The sequence below is a fragment of the Pseudomonas sp. ERMR1:02 genome, assembly GCF_002277815.1.
In the GTDB taxonomy this organism is placed as follows: Bacteria; Pseudomonadota; Gammaproteobacteria; order Pseudomonadales; family Pseudomonadaceae; genus Aquipseudomonas.
Genome location: NZ_NKJI01000004.1, coordinates 326083 through 347965, shown reverse-complemented (window position 1 = coordinate 347965; position 21883 = coordinate 326083). Strand labels below are relative to the sequence as shown.

Below are 21883 nucleotides of genomic sequence, written 5' to 3'. Positions count from 1 at the left end.
GAAACAACCACCACCGTCGCGTTTGGACAAGGCAACAGGCCAAGGCTCGCCAGTCGAGGTCTTTATGCACTATCTAGTTCCAGATATGCCAAATGGTCGTGAGCTTATTGATGAGCTTTAGCTGCTGCGCAGATGATGGCCCTTTCGGTAGAGCTAATCGCATTGGTAAGCCTTTCGGTACCAAGCACCGGCGAAGGGCAACCGTTCGGAGTTCAAACATTTGGCTATCGAAGAGAAACTGGAGAGTGATGTGGTTCGGTTTCAGAACCATATTCCAGCAGTTACCTCAGCTGGACTGAAACATACGGATGATTGGTCGCACGCCTTGAGGCGTGGAAATATTTGATGGTTTTCATACCAGTACGCGCGTATGGAGTGGATGGGTTAATCACCGGTTTCCCGAGTCAGTTAGTGAGGGTTCGGCACTACACAATGAGGGTTGCGAACGGCTTGCTTGGAAGCCCGTCAAAAAAATCGAGTAGACGGTGCTTTTTTTTACGTGTTTTCGGGGATGAGGTGTGGCCGTCCGCTTGAAGGGGGCGGCTTTTAGACACCGCTGACCAAATGTGCGCCGGATGGGCTTACGCTGCATCGAGCCATGCCTCACACAGCGTCTCTGCTTGATTTAGTATCAACTGGGCCGCTTCCTCGGCTTGATCCGGTGGGTACTTGTACTTGCGCAGAATGCGCCGTACGAGAATGCGCAATTTGGCCCTTACGCTTTCACGGCTGCTCCAGTCGACGCTGACGTTGGCTCGCAGGCTAGCGGTCAGTTCGTGGGCAATTTTGACCAGAATCTCGTCGCCCAGTTCGCGTACTGAAGCCTCGTTGTTGGCCAAGGTATCGTAAAACGCTAGTTCATCATCATTGAGCCCAAGCACATCGCCACGCTGGCTCGCGGCGGCGAATTTTTTGGCCATTTCGATCAGTTCTTCGATGACCTGGGCTGTTTCGATAGAACGGTTTTGGTAGCGTTTGATCACATTAGCCAGTAGCTCGGAGAACTTCTTCTCCTGTGCCAGGTTGGTGCTGTAACGGCTCTTTATCTCCCCTTCGAGCAAGCGTTCCAACAGCTCAACCGCTAAGTTCTTCTCAGGAAGATTACGCACCTCAGCGAGAAACGCGTCGTCGAGCAAGCCGATGTTGGGCTTTTCTAGGCCGACGGCTTCGAAAATGTCCACCACTTCTCCGGAAACCACGGCATTGCCGATGATTTGGCGAATTGCCAACTCGCGCTCTTCGTCGGTCTTTTTCTGCTGACTCACTTCACGCTTGATCAATATCACCTTGATTGCCTGAAAGAATGCCACTTCCTCGCGTACAGCCTTAGCTTCATCCAAGGTACAGCACAGGGTGAAGGCCTTGCTCATGGCTAGCGCGGTGTCCGCAAAGCGCTTCTTTCCATCTTCCAAACCCAACACATGGTTAGCGGCCCCTGCTAGCAGCTTGTGTCCTCCAGTGAGGAAATCAATGCAATCGAATCCATTCAGCAGGCTGCGCAAAACGTCGAGCTTCTCCTCGAGTACCGAATAGGCTTCATGAGCATCCACGGTCGGTCGGCCTTTGCCCTTACTGCCGGTGTATTCCTTGAGGGCGGCTTTCAGCTCATTTGCGATACCGATGTAGTCCACCACCAAGCCTCCCTGCTTGTCCTTGAACACGCGGTTAACCCGGGCAATGGCCTGCATCAGGTTGTGACCCTTCATGGGTTTGTCCACGTACAAGGTGTGGACGCAGGGTGCATCAAAACCGGTCAGCCACATGTCACGGACGATCACCAGTTTGAGCGGGTCGAGCGGATCTTTGAAGCGTTTCTCCAGGCGTTTTTTGAGCTGACCCGAATAGATGTGCGGTCGGAGCAAGGCCTTGTCCGACGCGCTGCCGGTCATAATGATCTTGATCGCACCTTTCTCTGGATCTACGTCGTGCCACTCCGGGCGTAAGGCGATGATTTCGTTGTACAGGTGCACACAAATCTCACGACTCATGGCCACCACCATAGCTTTGCCGGGCATCTGCCCCATGCTCACAAGACCCTGATTACGCTCCTCAAAGTGTTTGACCAGGTCGGCCGCCACGTTTTGAATCCGCGGCTCTGCCCCGACCACCTTTTCCAGTGCGGCCCAACGGCTCTTCAGTCGTGACTGCTGGTCGTCCTCTTCATCTTCGGCTAGTTCATCAACCTGATCATCGATCGCGGGGAGCTCGCTGTCTTTCAAGTACAACTTGGCTAGCCGCGATTCGTAATAAATAGCGACGGTCGCACCGTCTTCGGTGGCCTGTTGCATGTCGTAGATGTGAATGTATTCACCGAACACTGAACGGGTGTCACGGTCTTCGCTAGACACCGGGGTGCCAGTGAAGGCAACGAAAGTGGCGTTTGGCAGGGCATCACGCAAGTGTTGAGCATAGCCAACCTGGTAACGGGTTTGGCTCTTGCTGGGCTGTGTCTTGTCAGAGGTTTTCAGCTCGGCACCAAAGCCATACTGGGTTCTATGTGCTTCGTCTGCGATGACCACAATGTTCGCGCGCTCGGACAGCACTGGGAAGGTGTCTTCGTCCACACCCGGCATGAACTTCTGGATCGTGGCGAAGACGATGCCACCACTCGGCCGGTTGGCCAGTTTGCTGCGCAAGTCACCCCGTGACTCTACTTGGACGGGTTGTTCACGTAACAAATCCTGGGACAGCGAGAACACCCCGAACAACTGTCCATCCAGGTCGTTGCGATCGGTGATGACCACAATAGTCGGGTTTTCCATCGCTGCGTCCTGCATTACCCGGGCAGCAAAGCAGGTCATGGTGATGCTCTTGCCCGAGCCTTGTGTGTGCCAGACCACTCCGCCCTTATGGCTGCCGCCGGGGCGTGAAGCGCTGATCACCTGCTCAATGGCGGCTCGCACGGCGTGAAATTGGTGATAGCCGGCTATCTTCTTTAGCAGCCGGCCGTCATCCTCAAACAATACGAAGTATCGCAAGTAATCGAGAAGCATTTTCGGCGTCAAGGCACCGCGCACCAGGGTCTCCAATTCGTTGAATTGACCGAGTGGGTCGAGATCCCGGCCGTCGATAGTGCGCCAACTCATGAAGCGTTCGTTATTGGCCGACAGCGAACCCATGCGGGCTTCGCTGCCATCGGAAATCACCAGAACTTCGTTGTACTGGAATAGGTCCGGGATCTGTTCTTTGTAGGTCTGAATCTGATCGAACGCTTTGCCCAGGTCGGCCTTCACATCCGCCGGGTTCTTCAGTTCCAACAACACCAACGGCAGGCCATTAACGAACAGGATGATGTCCGGACGCCGGGTGTGTTTCGGCCCCTTGATGCTGAACTGATTGATTGCCAACCAATCGTTGGCTTTCACCTCAACCCAGTCGATCAGGCGGACGAAGTCGCCGCGGGTTTCGCCATCTTTTTGGTACTGCACTGGTACGCCGCTGACCAACAGGCGATGGAACAGGCGGTTGGCCGACAGCTGTACGGGTAGGCCCAGCTCGAGCACCTGCTTGAGCGCATCTTCGCGTGCGGCTAGTGGCACCTTAGGATTGAGCTTGGCCATGGTACTGCGCAGTCGCTCGACCAAGACCACCTGACGGTAATTATCACGCTCAGGGCTTTCGCCGTCATAGGCTAGAGTCGGGCCGTACAGGTGCGTGTAACCCACCTCTACCAGCCAACCGAGAGCTTCCTGTTCCAATTGGTCTTCGGTCATTACGGCATCAATCCCTTTTAAAGCCTCGAATTTGGACAGCGGTTTGCTGCTCAATTAGGTACTCCACCCGCCTCACAGGTCGGGACGCCTACTTGTTTACTTGCTTGCTCGGACTACGGACGACAGTCATCTCAGGCAGGCTCCGACAACATATTTTCGACGGAAGCATCCGCTTCTGGGAGTAGCATTTGACCAGAGATCAGGCGCGGCAGGAGGGTATCGCGGAGTTGGATGAGGGTCTTGAATATTTTGCGATTTTCAATCCACCCTGAAAAAATTGTAGAAACTATTTCGTCAAATGCTTTAAGAACTACGCTGTTTCCCGGAAGAACTAACTTTACGCCTTCAATCCCTGTGGTACTTATATTTGCTTGAGCACTACCACTCGCCGCATTTATTATTTGATCCGCCATAAATGAATTTTGAAAAGCAGTATAAATTAACCAGTTATTGTTTTGACCAAATGGCGTGGGTTCAAATTTGGCTACGCGCTGATTTAAAAGCGGGGCTTCGCCCTTGCTGGTAACAACAATTCCGCTTTTTCCAATTGTGGCTCCCGTCATAGCCATCAACACATCACCATCTTGCAAAGCAAATCTTTGAGATTTGAGCGCTTGCCCATGATTAACGTACTGCAAGTTGGTTAGATCAATGGTTCCATCGCCGACAATATTTTTGATTTTTACTACGGGGACACCAGATTCACAAAAATCCTCACTTTTGAACGCAAATCCACCTCTAACGCTCGCAAGATCACCAACAGAACCAATCTTCCATCCCTTTGGTACCAAACCCAGCTCCGACTCTTCAAAGCTATCAGGAAACAATGCAGCGGTGGCTGCATCCAAACCCGTTGGCCGGAGCCCTTCGACCTTGGCACGCACCGGTTCGAAATCAACGAACCAAGATTTGAAGAGTGCTTGGGCGATGGCCTCCAGAGTGGAGTTCGTTTCGTTTAACAACTCGATTCTACTTTCGAGTGCCTCAAGTAAGATCACCAACGAGGCTTCAGCCTCAGTTGGTTGCGGAACGGGAAAGCTCAAAAAATCCTCACGAGCTAGCCCCAACGTGGTGGTGCCAGTCCCGTGGGCTCGGCAATACTCTCGATACTGTGGAGTTCGCAACAACCAATAAATGTAGGTCGTAGAAATTGGCTCCCCATCAAAAACCAGCTTTACCGTATCTTGGGTTAGTCGACCTCTTTGAATATCTTTAGGTACTCGCGCAGCGGAACCTAACAAATCACCCGACTGCGTCACATCTTTTAGTGAGACATAAATTTCACCAGGGGTCAGTGTTATTTTTTCTGGGGAGTCACCGCCATACGTCTTGAACGATCCCCTGCGAAAACCTCCATTGGGTTGAATCGAAGCTAAACCAAGAAGCACCGCCCCAGGCAAACCGAGTAGATCACCTTTATAGGTTGTACCGCGTTGCAAGCTGACAAAGTCCCCCAGCGTCCATCTGCAATCAGAACTCATAGCCAAGCCCTCCCAGCCTCACCCGGATTAACTGATCGAGCTCCGCCCCCTTGGCCAATTGCTCCCCTAACAGAGCGGTGAGGTTCTGCATCTTGTCGGCGAGAGCTTCGCCGTCGTCCTCGACGGCCTCGGTGCCGACATAGCGGCCCGGGGTTAGCACATGAGCATGGTCGCCGATTTCGGCGAGGGTCACGCTGCGGCAGAAGCCGGGAATATCGGTGTACTCCGCGATCTCACCTCCGAGATCCAACGGTTCGCCGCGCCAATTGGCCACAGTTTTTGCAATGCGTTCGATGTCGCTGTCGAGCAGTTCGATCTGCACCCGGCTGACGTTGCTACCGAGCTTGCGAGCATCGATAAAAAGCACCTCACCAGGGCGAGCGGTCTTCTGTTTGGCGAGGAACCACAGACAGGCCGGGATCTGAGTGTTGAAAAACAGCTGACCGGGTAGGGCGACCATCACCTCCACCACGTCAGCCGCGATCATGGCGGCACGAATATCACCTTCGCCATTTTGGCTGGAGCTCATCGAACCGTTGGCCAAGACGATGCCGGCGCGCCCGCTGGCCTTGAGGTGAAACAGCATATGTTGCAACCAGGCATAGTTGGCATTGCCTTGCGGTGGCGTGCCATACACCCAGCGCGGGTCTCCCTCTAGGCTACCGTGCCACCAGTCACTAATATTGAATGGCGGGTTGGCCAGGACGAAGTCGGCGCGCAGGTCTGAGTGCTGGTTTCGGATAAAAGTATCGGCCGGCTCACGGCCGAGGTTGAAATCGATACCGCGAATTGCCAGGTTCATCGCGGCCAGCCGCCAGGTGGTCGGATTGGACTCCTGGCCGTAGATCGACACGTCACCGAGTTTTCCGCCATGGGCTTCGATGAATTTTTCCGACTGGACGAACATACCGCCGGAGCCGCAGCAGGGGTCGTAGACCTTACCGTGGTGTGGGTTAAGCACCGCGACCAGGGTTTTAACGATGCTGCCCGGAGTGTAGAACTGCCCTCCTTTCTTGCCCTCGGCGCTGGCGAATTGACCTAGGAAGTATTCATAAACTTGGCCGAGCAGATCTCGGGCCTGGTTGGCGTCGCCCCCGAAACCGATGGTCGAGACCAGATCGACCAGCTCGCCAAGCTTGCCATCGGGCAACTGGGCACGGGCATAGCGCTTGTCGAGGATGTTTTTCAGTGGTGGGTTTTCTGCTTCGATCGCCGCGAGGGCATCGTCAATGCGTTTGCCAATGTCCACCTGCTTGGCGGCGGCGCGCAGCGACTCCCAGCGGGCCACTCCCGGTACCCAGAACACATTCACTTCTTTGTAGTAGTCGCGCTCTTCCAGCTCGCTGGCTAGGAGTTCGGCAACCTCACCGCCCAGGTAGTAGTCGTCGCTGGCATCGGCAAAACGACGTTCCAGCTCGGCGCGGCGGCCGGCGAAGCTGTCGGAGATGTACTTGAGGAAGATCAGGCCGAGGACGATATGCTTGTACTCGGCGGCGTCCATGTTGGCGCGCATTTTGTCAGCGGTAGCCCACAGGGTTTTCTGCAGGTCCTGCAAGGTGTTACTGGTGGAGCTGATAGCGGCTTTACGCCCCGGCTTTTTCTTCAGGGGCTCCGGATCTGAGCTGGCGGTGGTCTCGCTTAGCGTATAACGAGCGCGGGCCTGGTTGAGCGCCTGTTCAGCGAGACTACTGGCGATCTGTTCGGCGCCTTTTTGATCCGTCATGGACTATTACCTAACTTCGACGCAGAAAAATCGCGTGAGACAAAAATGAAAACCTAGCCACCGAGGGCCGGGCGAAGATGAGCGGCATGATAACGGCTTGATGCCTTTTCGTCTGACTTCCTCGGAAAGATCGACTTCTCAAAACATATCTAGTCTGAACGACTAGACTGCCATCATTCCCACCAAGCCACTTGGACGTTTACATGGCAGTTCCGAATGTAGCTCTGATCGCCAGCTCCGAAGGCCCCGTGAGCGGTGACCTCTTCGATGATAAAAAAGCTTTTTCAAAGTCACTGACTTCTGAAATCGTCATTGCCCTCTGCGGCCCGATGGGTACTCCACTCCACGAAGTTGCACAAACCTTTCAAAAGCTTTTGTTGAGTAATGATTTTGGCTATGAGGAAGTCGCAATCCTGAGGCTGAGCGATGAAATTCGACGCATCAAGGGGCTACAGAATGAGAAATCTATTGAGAAGTTAATCGAAGCTGGGAATGAGCTGCGTCAAGAGCACGGGAATGCGGTGTTAGCCAGGCTGGCCATTCAAGACATCCTGCTCTCACGAACAAAGCATCAAGACGAAGCAGATAACAAGCTAAGGGCAGAGAATCCTGAAGCCGATCCTACGCTCACCATGCCCCGGGCTCCACGTCGATGCTGTCACATTATCGACTCCGTAAAACATATTGATGAGCTCCAGCTTCTACGGTCGGTGTACGGCGATATGTTGCATGTTGTAGGCGTTTATTCACCAATCGACATGCGTATCGAGCGCTTGGAGAAGCGTAAGGGCCCTGACGACCAAATACATAGGCTAATTGATCGGGACTCGGGTGAAGAGGTCGATTACGGTCAAAGTGTGGAAGAGACGTTTCCGCTCTCTGACTTCTTTCTTAGGGTCGACTCCGCGACAGATTCGCAGCGTAACACTCGAGTTCGAAGATTCTTGGAGCTGATGCTGGGTACCAACATCATCACGCCGACGATCAATGAGCGTGCAATGTATGCCGCATTTTCTGCCGCTCGAAATTCTGCGTGTCTCTCTCGCCAGGTGGGGGCTGCGATCACTAATGAAGAAGGGGAGATCCTCGCAACCGGGTGGAACGACGTTCCCAGGGCGTTTGGCGGTCTCTACCAAACCGTTGATCAGAACTCATCTAGGGACGACGATCGCCGCTGCTGGAACATGGACGGGGGCCACTGCTACAACGATGAAGAAAAAACTCTTATCGCCAATGCAATGGTGGATCGGTTAATTGAAAACGGGTTGGTGGCTGAAGACAGCAGATCTAAGGCCTTTACCATGATCAGAAAGGACTCGCAGCTAAAGAGCCTCATCGAATTTTCGAGAGCCGTTCACGCGGAAATGCATGCGCTGCTGACGGCCGGGGAGACAAAAGGATCGCAGATTCGTCGGGGCAAGCTGTTCGTAACTACCTACCCGTGTCATTCTTGCGCCCGCCATTTGGTAGCGGCAGGTATAAAAGAAGTTTTTTTCCTTGAACCGTACAGGAAAAGCCTAGCCACCAAGCTACACTCCGACTCAATCACTGAACGGGAAAGCGATGAAGCGAAGGTGCGTTTGATGCCATTTGATGGGGTCGCACCATCCAGATTCTTAAAATTTTTCTCGTCCCACCCGAGTGGAAGGAAGGACGGTAATGGGAAGATGCATGTCCGCGAGGCATCTCCTGTAACGTCCATAACGCTTGAGGCAATTCACACGCTTGAAGCGTTCGCGCTTCGGGCACTACAATCTCGCGGCTTGAACAAGTAGTGGCTCGAAATGTCTGACGATACTCATAAATTGATGGTGAAACAGATGGATGGCAACCAGCTCTCCTTCGTTTTTGACTTGGAAACCCTGAGTCCTGCACCAGAAGGGTCCAATCTGGTGAGTGTCGCTCCCATTGAGCCTTGCTTGATGCGACCGGAGCTTCGCGTAAAAATGATGACCAGCGCGAAAGTGCTGCGATTCTCGCCTCCTGGTACCTCCACTGCATCATCGCGAACCTCAGTTTTAGTCGACCGTATCGTCAATAGCATACGGCTATATAACTAACCGAGACTTGGCGTTTGTGAGCCTTGCCTTATGCCTTGCCTCCCAAGTTACGCGAATGGTATGCCCTCGGCAGCTGGGTAATCTCACAGGGTTGCATGTTTTTTGACCAGTCATTTGTACTGGATTTGACCAGCATGTCACGTCCGATTGCCCTGCAAAGAATGACTCAAAGCCGCCATTCGCGAGCCCGGCACCGCCATTGGGATGAGTGTTAACCCCTAAAATCAGTACCGAGCGAGTTTCTTAGCTCACTAATTCCTGAAGAAAATCCGTGAGCGCCTTCTTTGGGTCGTCCTCTTCCGAAACGATCATCTCGATTCCCCACTGACCAAGCACCTCCTGTGCGACTGGGTTCGGTCGATTTGTGAAAACGTAGGACTTTGGTCTGGCAGATGGCAGCACCGATCGCCCCCACATCTCCGTCAGTCGATAAAACAAGAGTCGAATGTTGATGTCCGAAATGCTGTATCCGATGAAGAGAACAGAGTTTCCCAGGACATCGTTGCTGAGCTTGATGTCCAGCGGAGAGTCATAATTCAATCGCTGAAAGTAACTGGTTTCGTCGAGAACGATTGATGTCTCGTCATCGAAGTCCCCATGAAATTTCACGATCTGACGCCGGCCCTCAGTGGCAGATACTAGGTCGGCAACGCTTGCGATCTTGTCGTATGGCACCTCGAACTTGTCGTGGGCCATTTCCAGCCATCGATCGTAGTTGGTGGTGTAGATACGTGAAAATCGTCCAAGGGTAATCAGTCGATGGATTTCGGAAGCGGAGATATTTGTATTGGGTTTGTGCCATTCGCGATCCATCCAGCTCCGAAGCGGCCCAAGAGTACCTTTCTTCCTCTTGTAATACTCCGCAAGTGCAAGAGGGGTTCCGTAAGTGGAGAAGATCTTCGGGTCGTAGCCCAGGTCCTGAGCGATGCGTGCGATAAGCTCACCCCAAGTAGGCAGGCTTAGATTGGCAGACACCCCAGCGCCTACAAAGAGCATCAGCTTGCCGGTGCGGTGCGCACGTAGCAACTCAGCGTTCATCTTACGCCCTCACAAGTTTTGAGATATTCGGCGAACTGGTCGAGAGCTTTGCGGCGCATGGAAATAGCGTCCTTGGCCGGTCCCATCTCAGCGAAAGTTTGGGTGTGCCCGTTCGGGACGAAAACGCAGTCCCATTGAAAGTCAGTTGGACCGGCCGGTACAAGAGGCACAGTTCCCTCGATGGAACCTTCAAACAAGTGAATCTGGCGCCCATCACAATAGCCGAGCACCGTTTTTGCGGTCACTGCAGCATCTTCGAGACCCGCTACAAGCTTAACGAATCGATCTGCCTCCAGCTTGTCCCAGAATATCTGGGTCAAACCTGCAGGAAGCCCATTGAGACCGCTCAGGTAGAGCCCTGTATGCTCGACGAAGAGCGGGCGACCTATTGACTCAAATGCCTTAGTTAACTTGTCCCGCACCAAGCGGTGGACATCCTCGGTCTGCAGTTCTTCAATTTTCCGCGACACCGACACGACTTCCACTCCGACCGGGGCAAGAATTCGCTGCACCTCGTTGACCTTGTGCTGATTTCCGGACATGAATCGGATTTTCAATTTAGACCCTCTATGAATGAGTACCGCTTGGCGACGGCAAACTGTTCGGAAATATCACTGGCGGAGAGTCCCTCGGTCATCGCCGTCGAATGATCATCTGCTAGGCCTCGCTGATGAATCGCTGGGTTGTCCGAGCAAATTACGAAAGGGACCTGGTGACGCCGAAATTCCAACAGAGGATGGGCCTCGTCGACAGGAACAGCCCCGGTGAGCCTGTTGCTGATTGGGCATACTTCGATGCAGATATCCTGCTTTGCCAAGAGATCCAGCAGGTGAGGGTCCTTGCTAGCAGCCGTTCCATGGCCAATACGATCTGCGCCAAACAATTCCACGGCTGCCCGAACGTTTTCCACTCGACCAGTTTCGCCCGCATGGATGGTGATTCCGAGTCCGAATCGATCCTTCGCCTTCCGAAATAGCGACGGTAATTCGGATGGATAGGCAATTTCCTCATCGCCCGCCAGATCAAGCCCCACCACATCACCCGGTTCACCAAGATCTTTGTAGGCCTGTAGAAGTGTGGACAAGCCAACCGAGCTGTAATCGCCGCGTGTCACCGTGAGGACCAGTCCGAGACGCATACCGAAGCGATCAGATGCAGCTCTAGTCGATTCTAAAAGGCGCTCCAGGGCTTGAGCGGGGGAGCAATTTTGCAGAGTAGCAAGGTACAAAACGCTGCTTCGGAGTTCTACGAAGCGCACGTTGTTCTGTGCGAGGCTCGTAACGACTGCCAAGGATAGACGATCCAGGTTCTCGCGTTTTTTGGGGAAGAGCCGCAACACCTGCCAAGGGGTCAGATATGACGCCAACGACTGACACGGTGTGTGTCGTAATATGTCCCGCTCAACCAGGAAACCAGACGGCAGCTCCGTTAATTCATCCGCAAAGATGTCTTGAATAGTCGTAACCGGGATGGCTCCGTTTATGTGTACATGAAGTTCTGCGCGATCCCGCTCGCTGAGTTCCACCGCCAAGCTCTTGTGCACAATCTCATGCCCGTTGGCCCCATTCGGTGTCTTTCCTAGGTCAGTCTGGCATTGATTCAATCGCTATCCTTAGTCGCTAGTCGTGAGTCTCGTCTTCAAGCCTCATGACTGCCTACCTGTTTACGATAATCTCAAAAAGCCATCCTATGTATCAGTTGGTCAGGTAGTTCGTCTAGGGTTGCTGACTCAGCATTGCTTCACAGCCTTCTTGACAGTGGTCAGCACAGCGGCGCTCAGGCTCACCGGAAGGTAGCTATTGGTCGAGCGCGGCCGCCCGTTGCCAAAGAAATCGAGGCGATAGAATGGAGGCTAACCAGCGTCTGGGTGTGGGTCAAAGTGTGGGTCGAAAACGGTGTTTTGTGCCAAGCCCTTATTCTGCGTGGCTTTCAGGCATTAAAAAGCCGGCTTGTGGCCGGCTTCTCGGGGACTGGCTTGGTTCATTTTTGGTAAACCGCGCCAGCCTTCAAAACGTACACCCGGATCTTGCGTCCGGCTGTGGGACTCGGCGAGAAAATCATCTGCTTTGTCGGTGCGATCAGGGCCGCGTGGCGGGGCGATGCGCAAATGTGGGGCGCAGCATACTGATTTTTTTTGGGAATTCCCAGTCTGGTGTGGGGGTTAGAGCATTCGGGCGCTCAGGCTGAGGAAAGGGTTGGAGTTTTCGGGGAATGTTCTATCGCATTCGCGGGCAAGCCACGTTCCTACAGGATTGTGCAATACCTGTGGGAGCGTGGCTTGCCCGCGATGAAAACGCCCCAGTCTCACAAAAACGGCACCGGCGGTCTGCGTTTGTTCAGGGTCGACCACCAGAACACCCATCCCAATACTCTGATGTTCTGCTCTTCGATTTGCGCGGGCCTGAAGATTTCGTCCGGATAGTCTTCGCGGTTATGGCTACGCAATCGCAGCGCGTTCCCCGGCATTCGGTGCAGGTATTTTATTCGCAGCATGCCGTCATGTTCGATTGCATAAATCTCGCCGTCGACAATCTGGGTCAGTCCACGGTCGATGGCCAGGGTCGAGCCGTCTTCTATGCGTTCGGCCATGCTGTTACCGATCATGTGGGTGCAGATGGCGTCGGCGTGGTTGATTTCCAGGGCGTCCAGGTGGCTGCGGGGCAGTCGGATGGATTGGCCGGGATCTTCGATGACATGGGTTTTGCTGGAGCCGGGGACCGTTGAGGTTTCTTTATAGAGGGGCAGTTCGATGTCGGTGGGTTCAACGACCGTGTAGACGCCGCGTATGGCCTGGGCGTCGAAGGTATTGCCGGATTCGTCGTGCAGGCGAAGGTGCCTGGCGTCTTTTGGTCCCTCGCCGATTTTGAGCCATTCACTGTTGACGGACAGTTTCCTGGCGACTTCTTCCATGTAGTGAGCGGGCACACCGCGGGTGTACCAGTTATGGACATTTTGCGGGGCCGTGTTCAGGAACTCGGCAAACCCGGTTGTCGTGATGTTAGCGATTCCAAGGAGCGCTTTGAATCGGGGGCCGCTAGTGTTCTTTTTCATAAACACGAGTCTACTGACGCGGCATAAGGCTTTGAATAAACGAACCGTTCAAATTTCGAGGGAAATTTACGACCGGATGTAAGACGTGTTTGAGGAATTTTAAACAAAAATACACCGAGTCAAGCTGTGTTAAACAAGACGTTTAATCGGGACTTTCCAAGCGCCCACAAAAAACCCCGGATCACCGGGGTTTTTCTTGAAGCTTGCAGCTAGAAGCTTGTAGCTGCTTCTTAACCTTTATAGGCAGCAACCGACTTTGTGATCGCTTCGCGAGCGGCGTCTGCGCCAGCCCAGCCTTCGATCTTCACCCATTTGCCTTTTTCGAGATCTTTGTAGTTCGCGAAGAAGTGCTCGATCTGCTGAATCAGCAGGGCTGGCAGATCGGTGTATTCCTTCACGTCCACGTACAGCTGGGAAAGCTTGTCGTGTGGAACGGCGATGACTTTGGCATCGCCGCCGCCGTCGTCGGTCATGTTCAGGATGCCGACTGGACGGGCGCGGATCACGGAGCCTGGAGCAACCGGGTAAGGAGTCACGACCAGCACGTCGAGGGGATCACCGTCGTCAGCCAGGGTGTTCGGGATGTAACCGTAGTTGGCCGGGTAGAACATTGGGGTGGCCATGAAACGGTCAACGAACAGGCAATCGCTGTCTTTGTCGATTTCGTATTTGATCGGCGCGTGGTTGGCCGGAATCTCGATCGCGACGTAGATGTCGTTCGGCAGGTCTTTGCCAGCCGGAATCTTGCTATAGCTCATTGGGCGTTGCCCCCGTTAGTTGACCAAAAACACTTGGCCGGATTGACCAAAAAGTGGCGGCGATTATAGGCATATTCCTGTGTCGACGCCACGTACCAGAAGTCGTGTAGACCTTAGTCGTGGGCCCGGTAGACCGGATCTTCAGCCAGAAGTTGCTGAAGGCGGGCCAGCGGGTCCTGCCGATAGAAAAGCTTCAGCTGCACATACACCTGTGGATAAGCCTCGTGCAGCAAATCCGGGGCGCTGAAGAAGTATTCGCTGGTGACGGCGAAGAACTCGGCAGGATTTTCTGCGGCATACGGATCGATGGCGGTTTCGGCGTGCGGATTACGCTCCAGTTGTCGGTCGAGGTCGTCGTAGGCTTCTTGCATGACCTTGGCCCAGTCACTGACCCGCATGTCCGCGTGCAGTGGCGGCAAGCCGTTGGCATTGCCGTTGAGCATGTCGAGCTTGTGCGCCAGTTCGTGGATCACCAGGTTGTAGCCTTCCCAGCCGCCACTGGCCAGGACGCCGGGCCAGGCGAGAATGATTGGCCCCTGCTGCCAGGCTTCGCCGCTGTGCTCAGCGTTCCATTCGTGCTCGACACCACTGGCGTCACGATGGCGCTGGGGGCTGAGGAAATCGTCGGGGTAGAGAACGATTTCGTGAAAACCCTGATACCAGTTCAGATCGCCCAGGTGCAGCAACGGCAATTGCGCCTGAGCGGCGAGCAGCAGGCGCTGCTCCTGATGGAGTTCGACACCGGGCAGGGCGGTCAGGTGTTTGTCTTGTAGGAAAAGTACGCAGGCTTCGCGCAGCCACTGGTCTTCGGCGGTGCTGATGCCGTCGAGAAAACTCAGGTGATGGCGCACCCGTTGCCACATGTCATCGGCAATCGGGTGCTTGTTCAGGGTGCGCCGGCGTCGCCACGCACTGAGTGACCACATGCCGAATCAGCGCGTTTCGGCTTTGGAGTTCGAACTGCGAAAGCGGCTGCGGATCACGCTGATGATCATCGGCAGCAGTGACAGCACTATGATGCCGATCACCATCAGTGACAGGTTTTTCTTGATGAACGGTACGTTACCGAAGAAATAGCCGAGCGTCACAAGGCCTCCGACCCAAAGGATGGTGCCGAATACGCTGAAGGCGAAGAATCGTGGGTAAGGCATTTTTCCTACACCGGCGACGAACGGCGCAAAGGTGCGGATGATGGGCAGGAAGCGTGCCAGGGTCACGGTTTTGCCACCGTGCTTGTCATAGAAATCGTGGGTTTGTTGCAGGTAGTCGCGACGGAAAATTTTCGAATTCGGGTTGCGGAACAATCGCTCGCCGGCCGTTCGTCCGATGATGTAGTTGGTGCTGTCACCCAGAATCGCCGCGAGCATCAGCAAACCGCCTAGCAACACCGGGTCCATGCCGCCACCGGCAGCAACGGCGCCGGCGATAAACAGCAGCGAGTCGCCCGGCAGGAAGGGCATAACCACCAGGCCGGTTTCACAGAAAATCACCATAAACAGAATGGCGTAGATCCATGGCCCGTAGTTGGTAACCAGCAAATCAAGGTAGACATCGAGATGCAAGATTAGATCGAGCGGGTTGAAATCCATGTAGAGCACCTGTGATGACGGCCCGACTCGGCAGGCCTGTGCGGATGACTTCGCGTAAGACTACAGACGGGTGTAGTTTTTCTTACAAGCCGGAAAGATCGGCATTATACGATTTGGGAAGTGAAAAACGCGTCGAGATTGTAGCGAGGGATGTCGAGGGCGCGACTGTAGGAGCAGCCGGTCGACGCTCGATTGCTCGCGAAAAAAACCAAAGGGCGTCGCTGGGCATCTGGTTTTACGGGCTTATGTTCACAACCTTCGCGAGCAATCGAGCGTCGACCGGCTGCTCCTACAGGGTTATCAATTGTCGGCTTACAACTCGTCGCTGATCGGTAACACGTAGTTCTTGAACTGGGTGTCTTCCTTGAATCCAATGGATTCGTAGGTTCTTTGCGCGACTTCGTTGTTGCTGCTGGTGGACACACGCATGCGCACGGCATTGGTTTCCTTGGCCATTTTCTTTGCTGTGCGGATCAGGTGGTCTGCCACTAACTGGCGACGGGCGTCTTCGGCGACATAGATGTCATTGAGAATCCAGACGCGTTTGAGCGAAAGCGAAGAAAAGCTGGGGTACAACTGACAAAACCCCATCAGTTTATTGTCGTCCTCATCGGACAGGGCCAGATAGATCACCGATTCCTTACGGCGCAGGCGTTTTTCGAGGAACGCCCGGGACGAGTCCGGATACGGCAGGGAACCATAAAACTCGCGATATTTGACGAACAACGGGGTCAGCAGATCCAGGTGTTCGAGGGTCGCTTGAATAATCCGCATGGTAGGTCTCGTCTTCAAGTGGCTGTCTTGCATGCTTGGACGGCGACGGGAAACCCTGGAGCCGTGCGTCGATCCTGCCTGAAGTTGGAACGAATGTGCAATGCGCGAGCGGTTCAGGCATCCGGCGGGCTAAGCAGGAAGTTTCCTTTCAGGTCCGCTCCTGCGTCCGACTCCAGCGTCTGAACTTGCGCTTCATCCTTCAGATTGACCCCCGACAGCTGCCGTCGACACGCCTCGCGCATCAAATACAGCAATCGGTGAGCCGCCATGCCGTAACTCAATCCTTCAAGGCGCACGTTGGAGATGCAGTTGCGGTAGGCGTCCGTGAGGCCAACTTTTGGATTGTAGGTGAAATATAAGCCCAGGCTGTCTGGCGAGCTGAGGCCAGGGCGTTCGCCAATAAGGATTACCGTCATTTTTGCACCCAGCAGTTCGCCGATTTCGTCGGCTACTGCGACGCGACCCTGTTCCACCAGGACCACCGGGGCTACGGACCAGTTTTCGGCGCGGATCTGTTCTTCCAGCCGCGCCAGAAATGGCAGGGTATGGCGGTGCACCGCCAATGCTGACAAACCATCGGCTACCACGATGACCAAATCGACCCCGCCAGGATAGTCCGTAGCGTGGTCGCGCAAAGCCTGTGCCGACTCGGTGCTTAGCTTTCGCCCCAGATCGGGGCGTTGCAGGTAACTGTTCCGGTCTATTGCCGCACTATGCAACAAAACGCTTTTATGTCCGCGTTCAGCTAGTTGCGAGCGCAAGGCCGTGTGATCGAATGGCAAATGCACCGCATCCCGCGCCTGGGCATGGGCGTATTGAAAGTCCAGCTGTGCGCGGGTGGGCATGCTGGTGCCGGTGCGGCCCAAGGCAATGCGTGCCGGCGTCAGACGTCGCAGCTCCAGCCATGGGTTGTGTGGATCGAAGGGTATTTTTTCCATATCAACACTCATCCCAATTGCGCCAAGGCCTGGCGAAAGGCCGGCGGCAGGCTGTTGCCGAAGAGAACCTTGCCGTCCGCCTGGGTGAAGATGCCCATTTTCGCCAGCCACTGTTCGAATTCCGGCGCAGGCTTGAGCCCCAGCGTTTGGCGGGCATACAGCGCATCGTGGAACGACGTGGTCTGGTAATTGAGCATGATGTCGTCCGAGCCGGGAATCCCCATGATGAAGTTGATCCCGGCCACGCCCAGCAGGGTCAGCAAGGTGTCCATGTCATCCTGGTCGGCTTCGGCATGATTGGTGTAACAGATATCGCAGCCCATCGGCACGCCCAACAGCTTGCCGCAGAAGTGGTCTTCGAGGCCGGCGCGGATGATTTGTTTGCCGTTGTAGAGGTATTCCGGGCCGATAAATCCTACGACGGTGTTAACCAGAAACGGGTTGAAATGTCGCGCTACAGCGTAGGCCCGGGTTTCGCAGGTCTGCTGATCGACGCCATGGTGGGCGTTGGCCGACAGGGCGCTGCCCTGGCCGGTTTCGAAATACATCATGTTTTGGCCGAGCGTGCCGCGATTGAGGCTTAATCCGGCGTCGTAACCTTCCTTCAGCACATTCAAATTGATGCCGAAGCTGGCGTTGGCCGCCTCGGTGCCGGCGATTGACTGGAATACCAGATCCAGTGGGACACCGCGATTGACCGCTTCGATTGACGTGGTGACATGGGTCAGCACACAGGCCTGTGTCGGAATCTCGTAGCGCTGGATGATCGCGTCGAGCATTTCCAGCATTGCGCAGATCGAGGCAATGCTGTCGGTGGCCGGATTGATCCCGATCATGGCATCGCCATTACCGTGCAGCAGACCGTCGAGAATGCTCGCGGCGATACCGGCCGGTTCGTCTGTAGGATGATTCGGCTGCAGGCGTGTGGATAACCGCCCGCGCAGACCGAGGGTGCCGCGAAATTGCGTGACCACACGAATTTTCTGCGCCACCAGTACAAGATCCTGCACGCGCATGATCTTCGATACGGCGGCCACCATTTCCGGGGTCAGGCCGGGAGCGAGGGTGCGCAGGACATGTTCGTCGGCGGCATCGCTGAGCAGCCAGTCGCGAAATCCGCCGACGGTGAGGTGGCTGACGACCGCGAAAGCCTGCCTGTCGTGGGTGTCAATGATCAGGCGGGTGACTTCATCTTCCTCGTAGGGAATCAGTACTTCCTGCAGGAAGTAGCTCAGCGGAATGTCGGCCAAGGCCATCTGCGCGGCAACGCGCTCACCATCGTTGAGGGCGGCGACACCGGCCAGAAAGTCCCCGGAACGCGCCGGGCTGGCTTTGGCCATCACTTCCTTGAGGCTGTCGAAGCGATAGGTCTGGGCGCCGACGGAATGGGCAAATACGGCCATGGGGCGGTGTCCTCTGCTCTGTACAAATCTTGATAACACTAAACAACCCCTTGTGGGAGCGGGCTTGCTCGCGAATGCGGAGTGTCATTCAACACAAATGTCGCCTGATACAACGCCTTCGCGAGCAAGCCCGCTCCCACAAGGAAACTGCGTGCACTTCAGTAATGCAGGCGCCGGGCTTGCAGCCCGGCGCCGGTGCAACTCATACACCTTCGAGCATAGCGTCCGCCGGCGCTTCGGAGCGTTGTCGCGCGGTCAATTGGAAATACAGGTAACCGGCGGCCATGAAGCCGAGGAAAACCAGGCCGATCAAGGTGTTGAACCAGGCCATCGCCAGCAGGCATACCACGGCCAGAAACAGCGCGATCCCCGGCACAATCGGGTAGCCCGGCGCGCGGAATGTACGCTCCAGGTTCGGCTCGGTCTTACGGAGTTTGAACAGGCTCAGCATGCTGATGATGTACATCACGATGGCGCCGAACACCGACATAGTGATCATCGCTGCGGTCAGGCTCATGCCTTGGAGGTTGACCAAGCCATCGCTGTAAATCGCCGCAATGCCGATCACACCGCCGGCCAGGATGGCGCGGTGTGGAGTCTGGAAGCGCGAGAGTTTCGCCAGGCTGGGGGGCAGGTATCCGGCGCGGGCCAAGGCGAAGAACTGCCGTGAATAGCCAAGGATGATCCCATGGAAACTGGCCACCAGGCCGAACAGGCCGATCCAGACCAGCATGTGCATCCATGTCGAATTGTTGCCTACCACCGCTTTCATGGCCTGGGGCAGTGGATCGTTGATGTTGGATAGCTGACGCCAGTCGCCAACGCCACCGGCCATCACCATCACGCCGATGGCCAGGAACACCAGGGTCAGAATGCCGCTGACATAAGCCTTGGGAATCGTACGTTTCGGGTCCTTGGCTTCTTCTGCTGCCATGGCCGCACCTTCAATGGCGAGAAAGAACCAGATCGCGAAGGGAATGGCCGCAAAAATGCCGGGAATCGAGTCAATCGTGAATTCGTTGGAACCTGACCAGCCATTGAGTACGAAATTACTGAAGCTGAAGCCGGGCGCAACTACGCCCATGAACACCAGGAGTTCGGCGACGGCCAGCACGGTGACCACCAGTTCGAAGGTGGCGGCGATGCTGACGCCGAGAATATTGAGGGTCATGAACACGAAATAAGCGCCGACCGCCGCGATTTTCGGGTCCAGTTCCGGGTATTGCACGTTGAGATAGGCGCCGATGGCCATGGCGATCGCCGGAGGTGCAAAGACAAATTCGATTAGGGTGGCAATGCCCGCAATCAATCCGCCTTTCTCGCCAAAGGCCCGTCGGCTGTAGGCAAACGGCCCGCCAGCGTGAGGAATCGCAGTCGTCAATTCGGTGAAACTGAAGATGAAGCAGGTGTACATCGTCGCCACCATCAACGCGGTGACGAGGAAACCCAGAGTTCCTGCGGTGCCCCAGCCGTAGCTCCAGCCGAAGTATTCGCCGGAAATCACCAGGCCGACGGCAATGCCCCATAGATGCAGGGTGCCGAGTGTGGGTTTGAGCTGTGTGGAAGAAGTCATAAGTCCTCGCTGTCTTTTTATTGTTCGATCTTTTGGACTTTCGGGAACTGCTTTGCGTGTAATGCAGGCACGCAAAGCCCGTGCCAGAGCGGCAGGGCGATGTTTGTTGTGTCATGGAGGGCGCCTTCGCGGGCAAGCCTCGCTCCTACAGGTGTCGGGTGATCTGTAGGAGCGAGCGGGCGGCGATCCGACTTGCCCGCGAAGGCCGTTATGCGGTTTGCCGCCTAACTAATTAGAAGAAACCCAACGGATTGATGTCGTAGCTCACCAGCAGGTTTTTGGTCTGCTGATAGTGATCGAGCATCATCTTGTGGGTTTCACGGCCGACGCCGGACTTTTTGTAACCGCCGAACGCGGCATGCGCCGGGTACAGGTGGTAGCAGTTGGTCCAAACACGACCGGCCTTGATGGCGCGGCCCATGCGGTAGGCGCGGTTGATGTCGCGGGTCCAGAGGCCGGCGCCCAGGCCGAACTCGGTGTCGTTGGCGATGGCCAGGGCTTCAGCTTCGTCCTTGAAGGTGGTGATGCTCACCACCGGGCCAAAGATTTCTTCCTGGAACACTCGCATTTTGTTGGTGCCCTTGAGCAGGGTCGGCTGGATGTAATACCCGCTCGCCAGGTTGCCCTCGAGTTTTTCTATCTTGCCGCCGGTCAGCAGTTCGGCGCCTTCGCCCTTGGCGATTTCCAGGTACGAGAGGATTTTGTCGAATTGCTGCTCGGACGCCTGGGCGCCGACCATGGTGTCGGTGTCCAGCGGATCGCCACGTTTGATTTGCAGGACTTTGTTCATGACCACTTTCATGAACTCGTCGTAGATCGATTCCTGTACCAGGGCCCGGGAAGGGCAGGTGCAGACTTCGCCTTGGTTGAAGAACGCCAGCACCAGACCTTCGGCCGCTTTCTCGATGAAGCTCGGTTCGGCTTTCATGATGTCTTCGAAGAAGATGTTCGGCGACTTGCCACCCAGCTCCACAGTGGACGGAATGATATTTTCGGCCGCGCATTTCATGATGTGCGAGCCGACCGGGGTCGAGCCGGTGAAGGCGATTTTGGCGATGCGTTTGCTGGTGGCCAGGGCTTCACCGGCTTCTTTGCCGAAGCCTTGCACGATGTTCAGCACGCCTGGCGGCAGCAGATCACCGATTAGTTCCATCAACACAGTGATGCCCAGCGGAGTCTGTTCGGCAGGCTTGAGCACCACGCAGTTACCGGCGGCCAGGGCCGGGGCGAGTTTCCAGGCGGCCATCAGGATCGGGAAGTTCCACGGGATGATCTGCCCGACCACGCCCAGTGGTTCATGGATGTGATAGGCGACGGTGTTGCCATCGATCTCGGCAGCGCTGCCTTCCTGGGCACGGATGCAACCAGCGAAGTAGCGGAAGTGGTCGGCGGCCAGCGGGATGTCGGCGTTGAGAGTTTCCCGCACGGCCTTGCCGTTGTCCCAGGATTCGGTGATCGCCAGCAGTTCGAGGTTCTGTTCGATGCGGTCGGCGATTTTCAGTAGCACCAGCGAACGGGCCTGGGCGGACGTGGCGCCCCAGGCATCGGCAGCTGCGTGGGCAGCGTCCAGGGCCTTGTCGATGTCTTCAGCCGTGGAACGGGGAATTCGGCAATCGGTTGGCCATTTACTGGCGAGGTATTGGTGAAGTACTGACCTTTAACAGGCGCGACGAACTCGCCGCCGATGTAGTTACCGTATTTGCTCTTGAACGAAACGATAGCGCCTTCAGTACCGGGGTGAGCGTAACGCATGGTGTTTTCTCCTTGGCTTTTGTACTTATT

At 55.5% G+C, this 21883-nt stretch carries 15 protein-coding genes and 1 pseudogene; 1 reads left to right on the top strand and 15 read right to left on the bottom strand.

Annotation, left to right across the window (positions count from 1 at the left end; translation table 11 throughout):
- Positions 1-581: 581 nt before the first annotated feature.
- From CES87_RS10260 to CES87_RS10250, 3 genes are all read right to left on the bottom strand, one after another.
- A complete protein-coding gene (locus tag CES87_RS10260; RefSeq protein ID WP_128606107.1) occupies positions 582-3713 on the bottom strand; it encodes a type I restriction endonuclease subunit R in 3132 nt (1043 codons plus the stop codon).
- Positions 3714-3844: 131 nt separating this feature from the next.
- Entirely contained in the window at positions 3845-5194 is a 1350-nt protein-coding gene (locus CES87_RS10255) for a restriction endonuclease subunit S (protein WP_128606045.1), read from the bottom strand.
- Entirely contained in the window at positions 5184-6917 is a 1734-nt protein-coding gene (locus tag CES87_RS10250) for a class I SAM-dependent DNA methyltransferase (protein ID WP_128606044.1), read from the bottom strand. Before CES87_RS10250 ends, CES87_RS10255 begins: the two co-directional genes overlap by 11 nt.
- 203 nt (positions 6918-7120) lie before the next feature.
- Between CES87_RS10250 and CES87_RS10245 the strand changes: the two genes are divergently transcribed.
- Positions 7121-8692: an anti-phage dCTP deaminase gene (locus tag CES87_RS10245; protein ID WP_128606043.1), complete on the top strand. Its 1572-nt coding sequence runs from the start codon at positions 7121-7123 to the stop codon at positions 8690-8692.
- 528 nt (positions 8693-9220) lie between these two features.
- Here the strand turns inward: CES87_RS10245 and CES87_RS10240 are convergent.
- The 12 genes and pseudogenes from CES87_RS10240 to CES87_RS10185 all read right to left on the bottom strand — a co-directional run bounded on the left by CES87_RS10240 (position 9221) and on the right by CES87_RS10185 (position 21853).
- Positions 9221-10015, bottom strand: coding sequence for an SIR2 family protein (locus CES87_RS10240; protein ID WP_128606042.1), 795 nt, complete (start codon positions 10013-10015; stop codon positions 9221-9223).
- Entirely contained in the window at positions 10012-10572 is a 561-nt protein-coding gene (locus CES87_RS10235; protein WP_128606041.1) for a non-canonical purine NTP pyrophosphatase, read from the bottom strand. Before CES87_RS10235 ends, CES87_RS10240 begins: the two co-directional genes overlap by 4 nt.
- Complete coding sequence (locus CES87_RS10230) at positions 10569-11540, bottom strand: adenosine deaminase (RefSeq protein WP_256590856.1); 972 nt, start codon at positions 11538-11540, stop codon at positions 10569-10571. Before CES87_RS10230 ends, CES87_RS10235 begins: the two co-directional genes overlap by 4 nt.
- Positions 11541-12319: 779 nt before the next feature.
- Entirely contained in the window at positions 12320-13066 is a 747-nt protein-coding gene (locus tag CES87_RS10225) for a S24 family peptidase (protein WP_128606039.1), read from the bottom strand.
- A gap of 230 nt (positions 13067-13296) precedes the next feature.
- Complete coding sequence (ppa, locus tag CES87_RS10220; protein ID WP_007990564.1) at positions 13297-13824, bottom strand: inorganic diphosphatase; 528 nt, start codon at positions 13822-13824, stop codon at positions 13297-13299.
- 113 nt (positions 13825-13937) lie between these two features.
- On the bottom strand, positions 13938-14750 hold the full coding sequence (locus tag CES87_RS10215; protein ID WP_128606038.1) for a zinc-dependent peptidase: 813 nt from the start codon (positions 14748-14750) through the stop codon (positions 13938-13940).
- Between the two features lie 6 nt (positions 14751-14756).
- Positions 14757-15413, bottom strand: coding sequence for a DedA family protein (locus tag CES87_RS10210; protein ID WP_128606037.1), 657 nt, complete (start codon positions 15411-15413; stop codon positions 14757-14759).
- 312 nt (positions 15414-15725) lie between these two features.
- Positions 15726-16187, bottom strand: a complete 462-nt coding sequence (locus CES87_RS10205) for an N-acetyltransferase (RefSeq protein WP_128606036.1) — start codon at positions 16185-16187, stop codon at positions 15726-15728.
- Between the two features lie 113 nt (positions 16188-16300).
- A complete protein-coding gene (eutC, locus tag CES87_RS10200; RefSeq protein WP_128606035.1) occupies positions 16301-17125 on the bottom strand; it encodes an ethanolamine ammonia-lyase subunit EutC in 825 nt (274 codons plus the stop codon).
- Positions 17126-17133: 8 nt separating this feature from the next.
- Complete coding sequence (locus CES87_RS10195) at positions 17134-18528, bottom strand: ethanolamine ammonia-lyase subunit EutB (protein ID WP_128606034.1); 1395 nt, start codon at positions 18526-18528, stop codon at positions 17134-17136.
- Between the two features lie 202 nt (positions 18529-18730).
- Entirely contained in the window at positions 18731-20101 is a 1371-nt protein-coding gene (eat, locus tag CES87_RS10190; RefSeq protein WP_128606033.1) for an ethanolamine permease, read from the bottom strand.
- A gap of 232 nt (positions 20102-20333) precedes the next feature.
- A pseudogene (locus CES87_RS10185) lies at positions 20334-21853 on the bottom strand (aldehyde dehydrogenase family protein).
- Positions 21854-21883 lie beyond the last annotated feature (30 nt).

Bases quoted from the DNA above. Each gene is read 5' to 3' on its own strand.
- eat (WP_128606033.1), bottom strand. From the start codon at position 20,101: ATGACTTCTTCCACACAGCTCAAACCCACACTCGGCACCCTGCATCTA.
- eutC (WP_128606035.1), bottom strand. From the start codon at position 17,125: ATGGAAAAAATACCCTTCGATCCACACAACCCATGGCTGGAGCTGCGA.
- ppa (WP_007990564.1), bottom strand. From the start codon at position 13,824: ATGAGCTATAGCAAGATTCCGGCTGGCAAAGACCTGCCGAACGACATC.
- CES87_RS10260 (WP_128606107.1), bottom strand. From the start codon at position 3,713: ATGACCGAAGACCAATTGGAACAGGAAGCTCTCGGTTGGCTGGTAGAG.
- CES87_RS10240 (WP_128606042.1), bottom strand. From the start codon at position 10,015: ATGAACGCTGAGTTGCTACGTGCGCACCGCACCGGCAAGCTGATGCTC.
- CES87_RS10255 (WP_128606045.1), bottom strand. From the start codon at position 5,194: ATGAGTTCTGATTGCAGATGGACGCTGGGGGACTTTGTCAGCTTGCAA.
- CES87_RS10195 (WP_128606034.1), bottom strand. From the start codon at position 18,528: ATGGCCGTATTTGCCCATTCCGTCGGCGCCCAGACCTATCGCTTCGAC.
- CES87_RS10205 (WP_128606036.1), bottom strand. From the start codon at position 16,187: ATGCGGATTATTCAAGCGACCCTCGAACACCTGGATCTGCTGACCCCG.
- CES87_RS10245 (WP_128606043.1), top strand. From the start codon at position 7,121: ATGGCAGTTCCGAATGTAGCTCTGATCGCCAGCTCCGAAGGCCCCGTG.
- CES87_RS10210 (WP_128606037.1), bottom strand. From the start codon at position 15,413: ATGGATTTCAACCCGCTCGATCTAATCTTGCATCTCGATGTCTACCTT.
- CES87_RS10215 (WP_128606038.1), bottom strand. From the start codon at position 14,750: ATGTGGTCACTCAGTGCGTGGCGACGCCGGCGCACCCTGAACAAGCAC.
- CES87_RS10250 (WP_128606044.1), bottom strand. From the start codon at position 6,917: ATGACGGATCAAAAAGGCGCCGAACAGATCGCCAGTAGTCTCGCTGAA.
- CES87_RS10225 (WP_128606039.1), bottom strand. From the start codon at position 13,066: ATGAAAAAGAACACTAGCGGCCCCCGATTCAAAGCGCTCCTTGGAATC.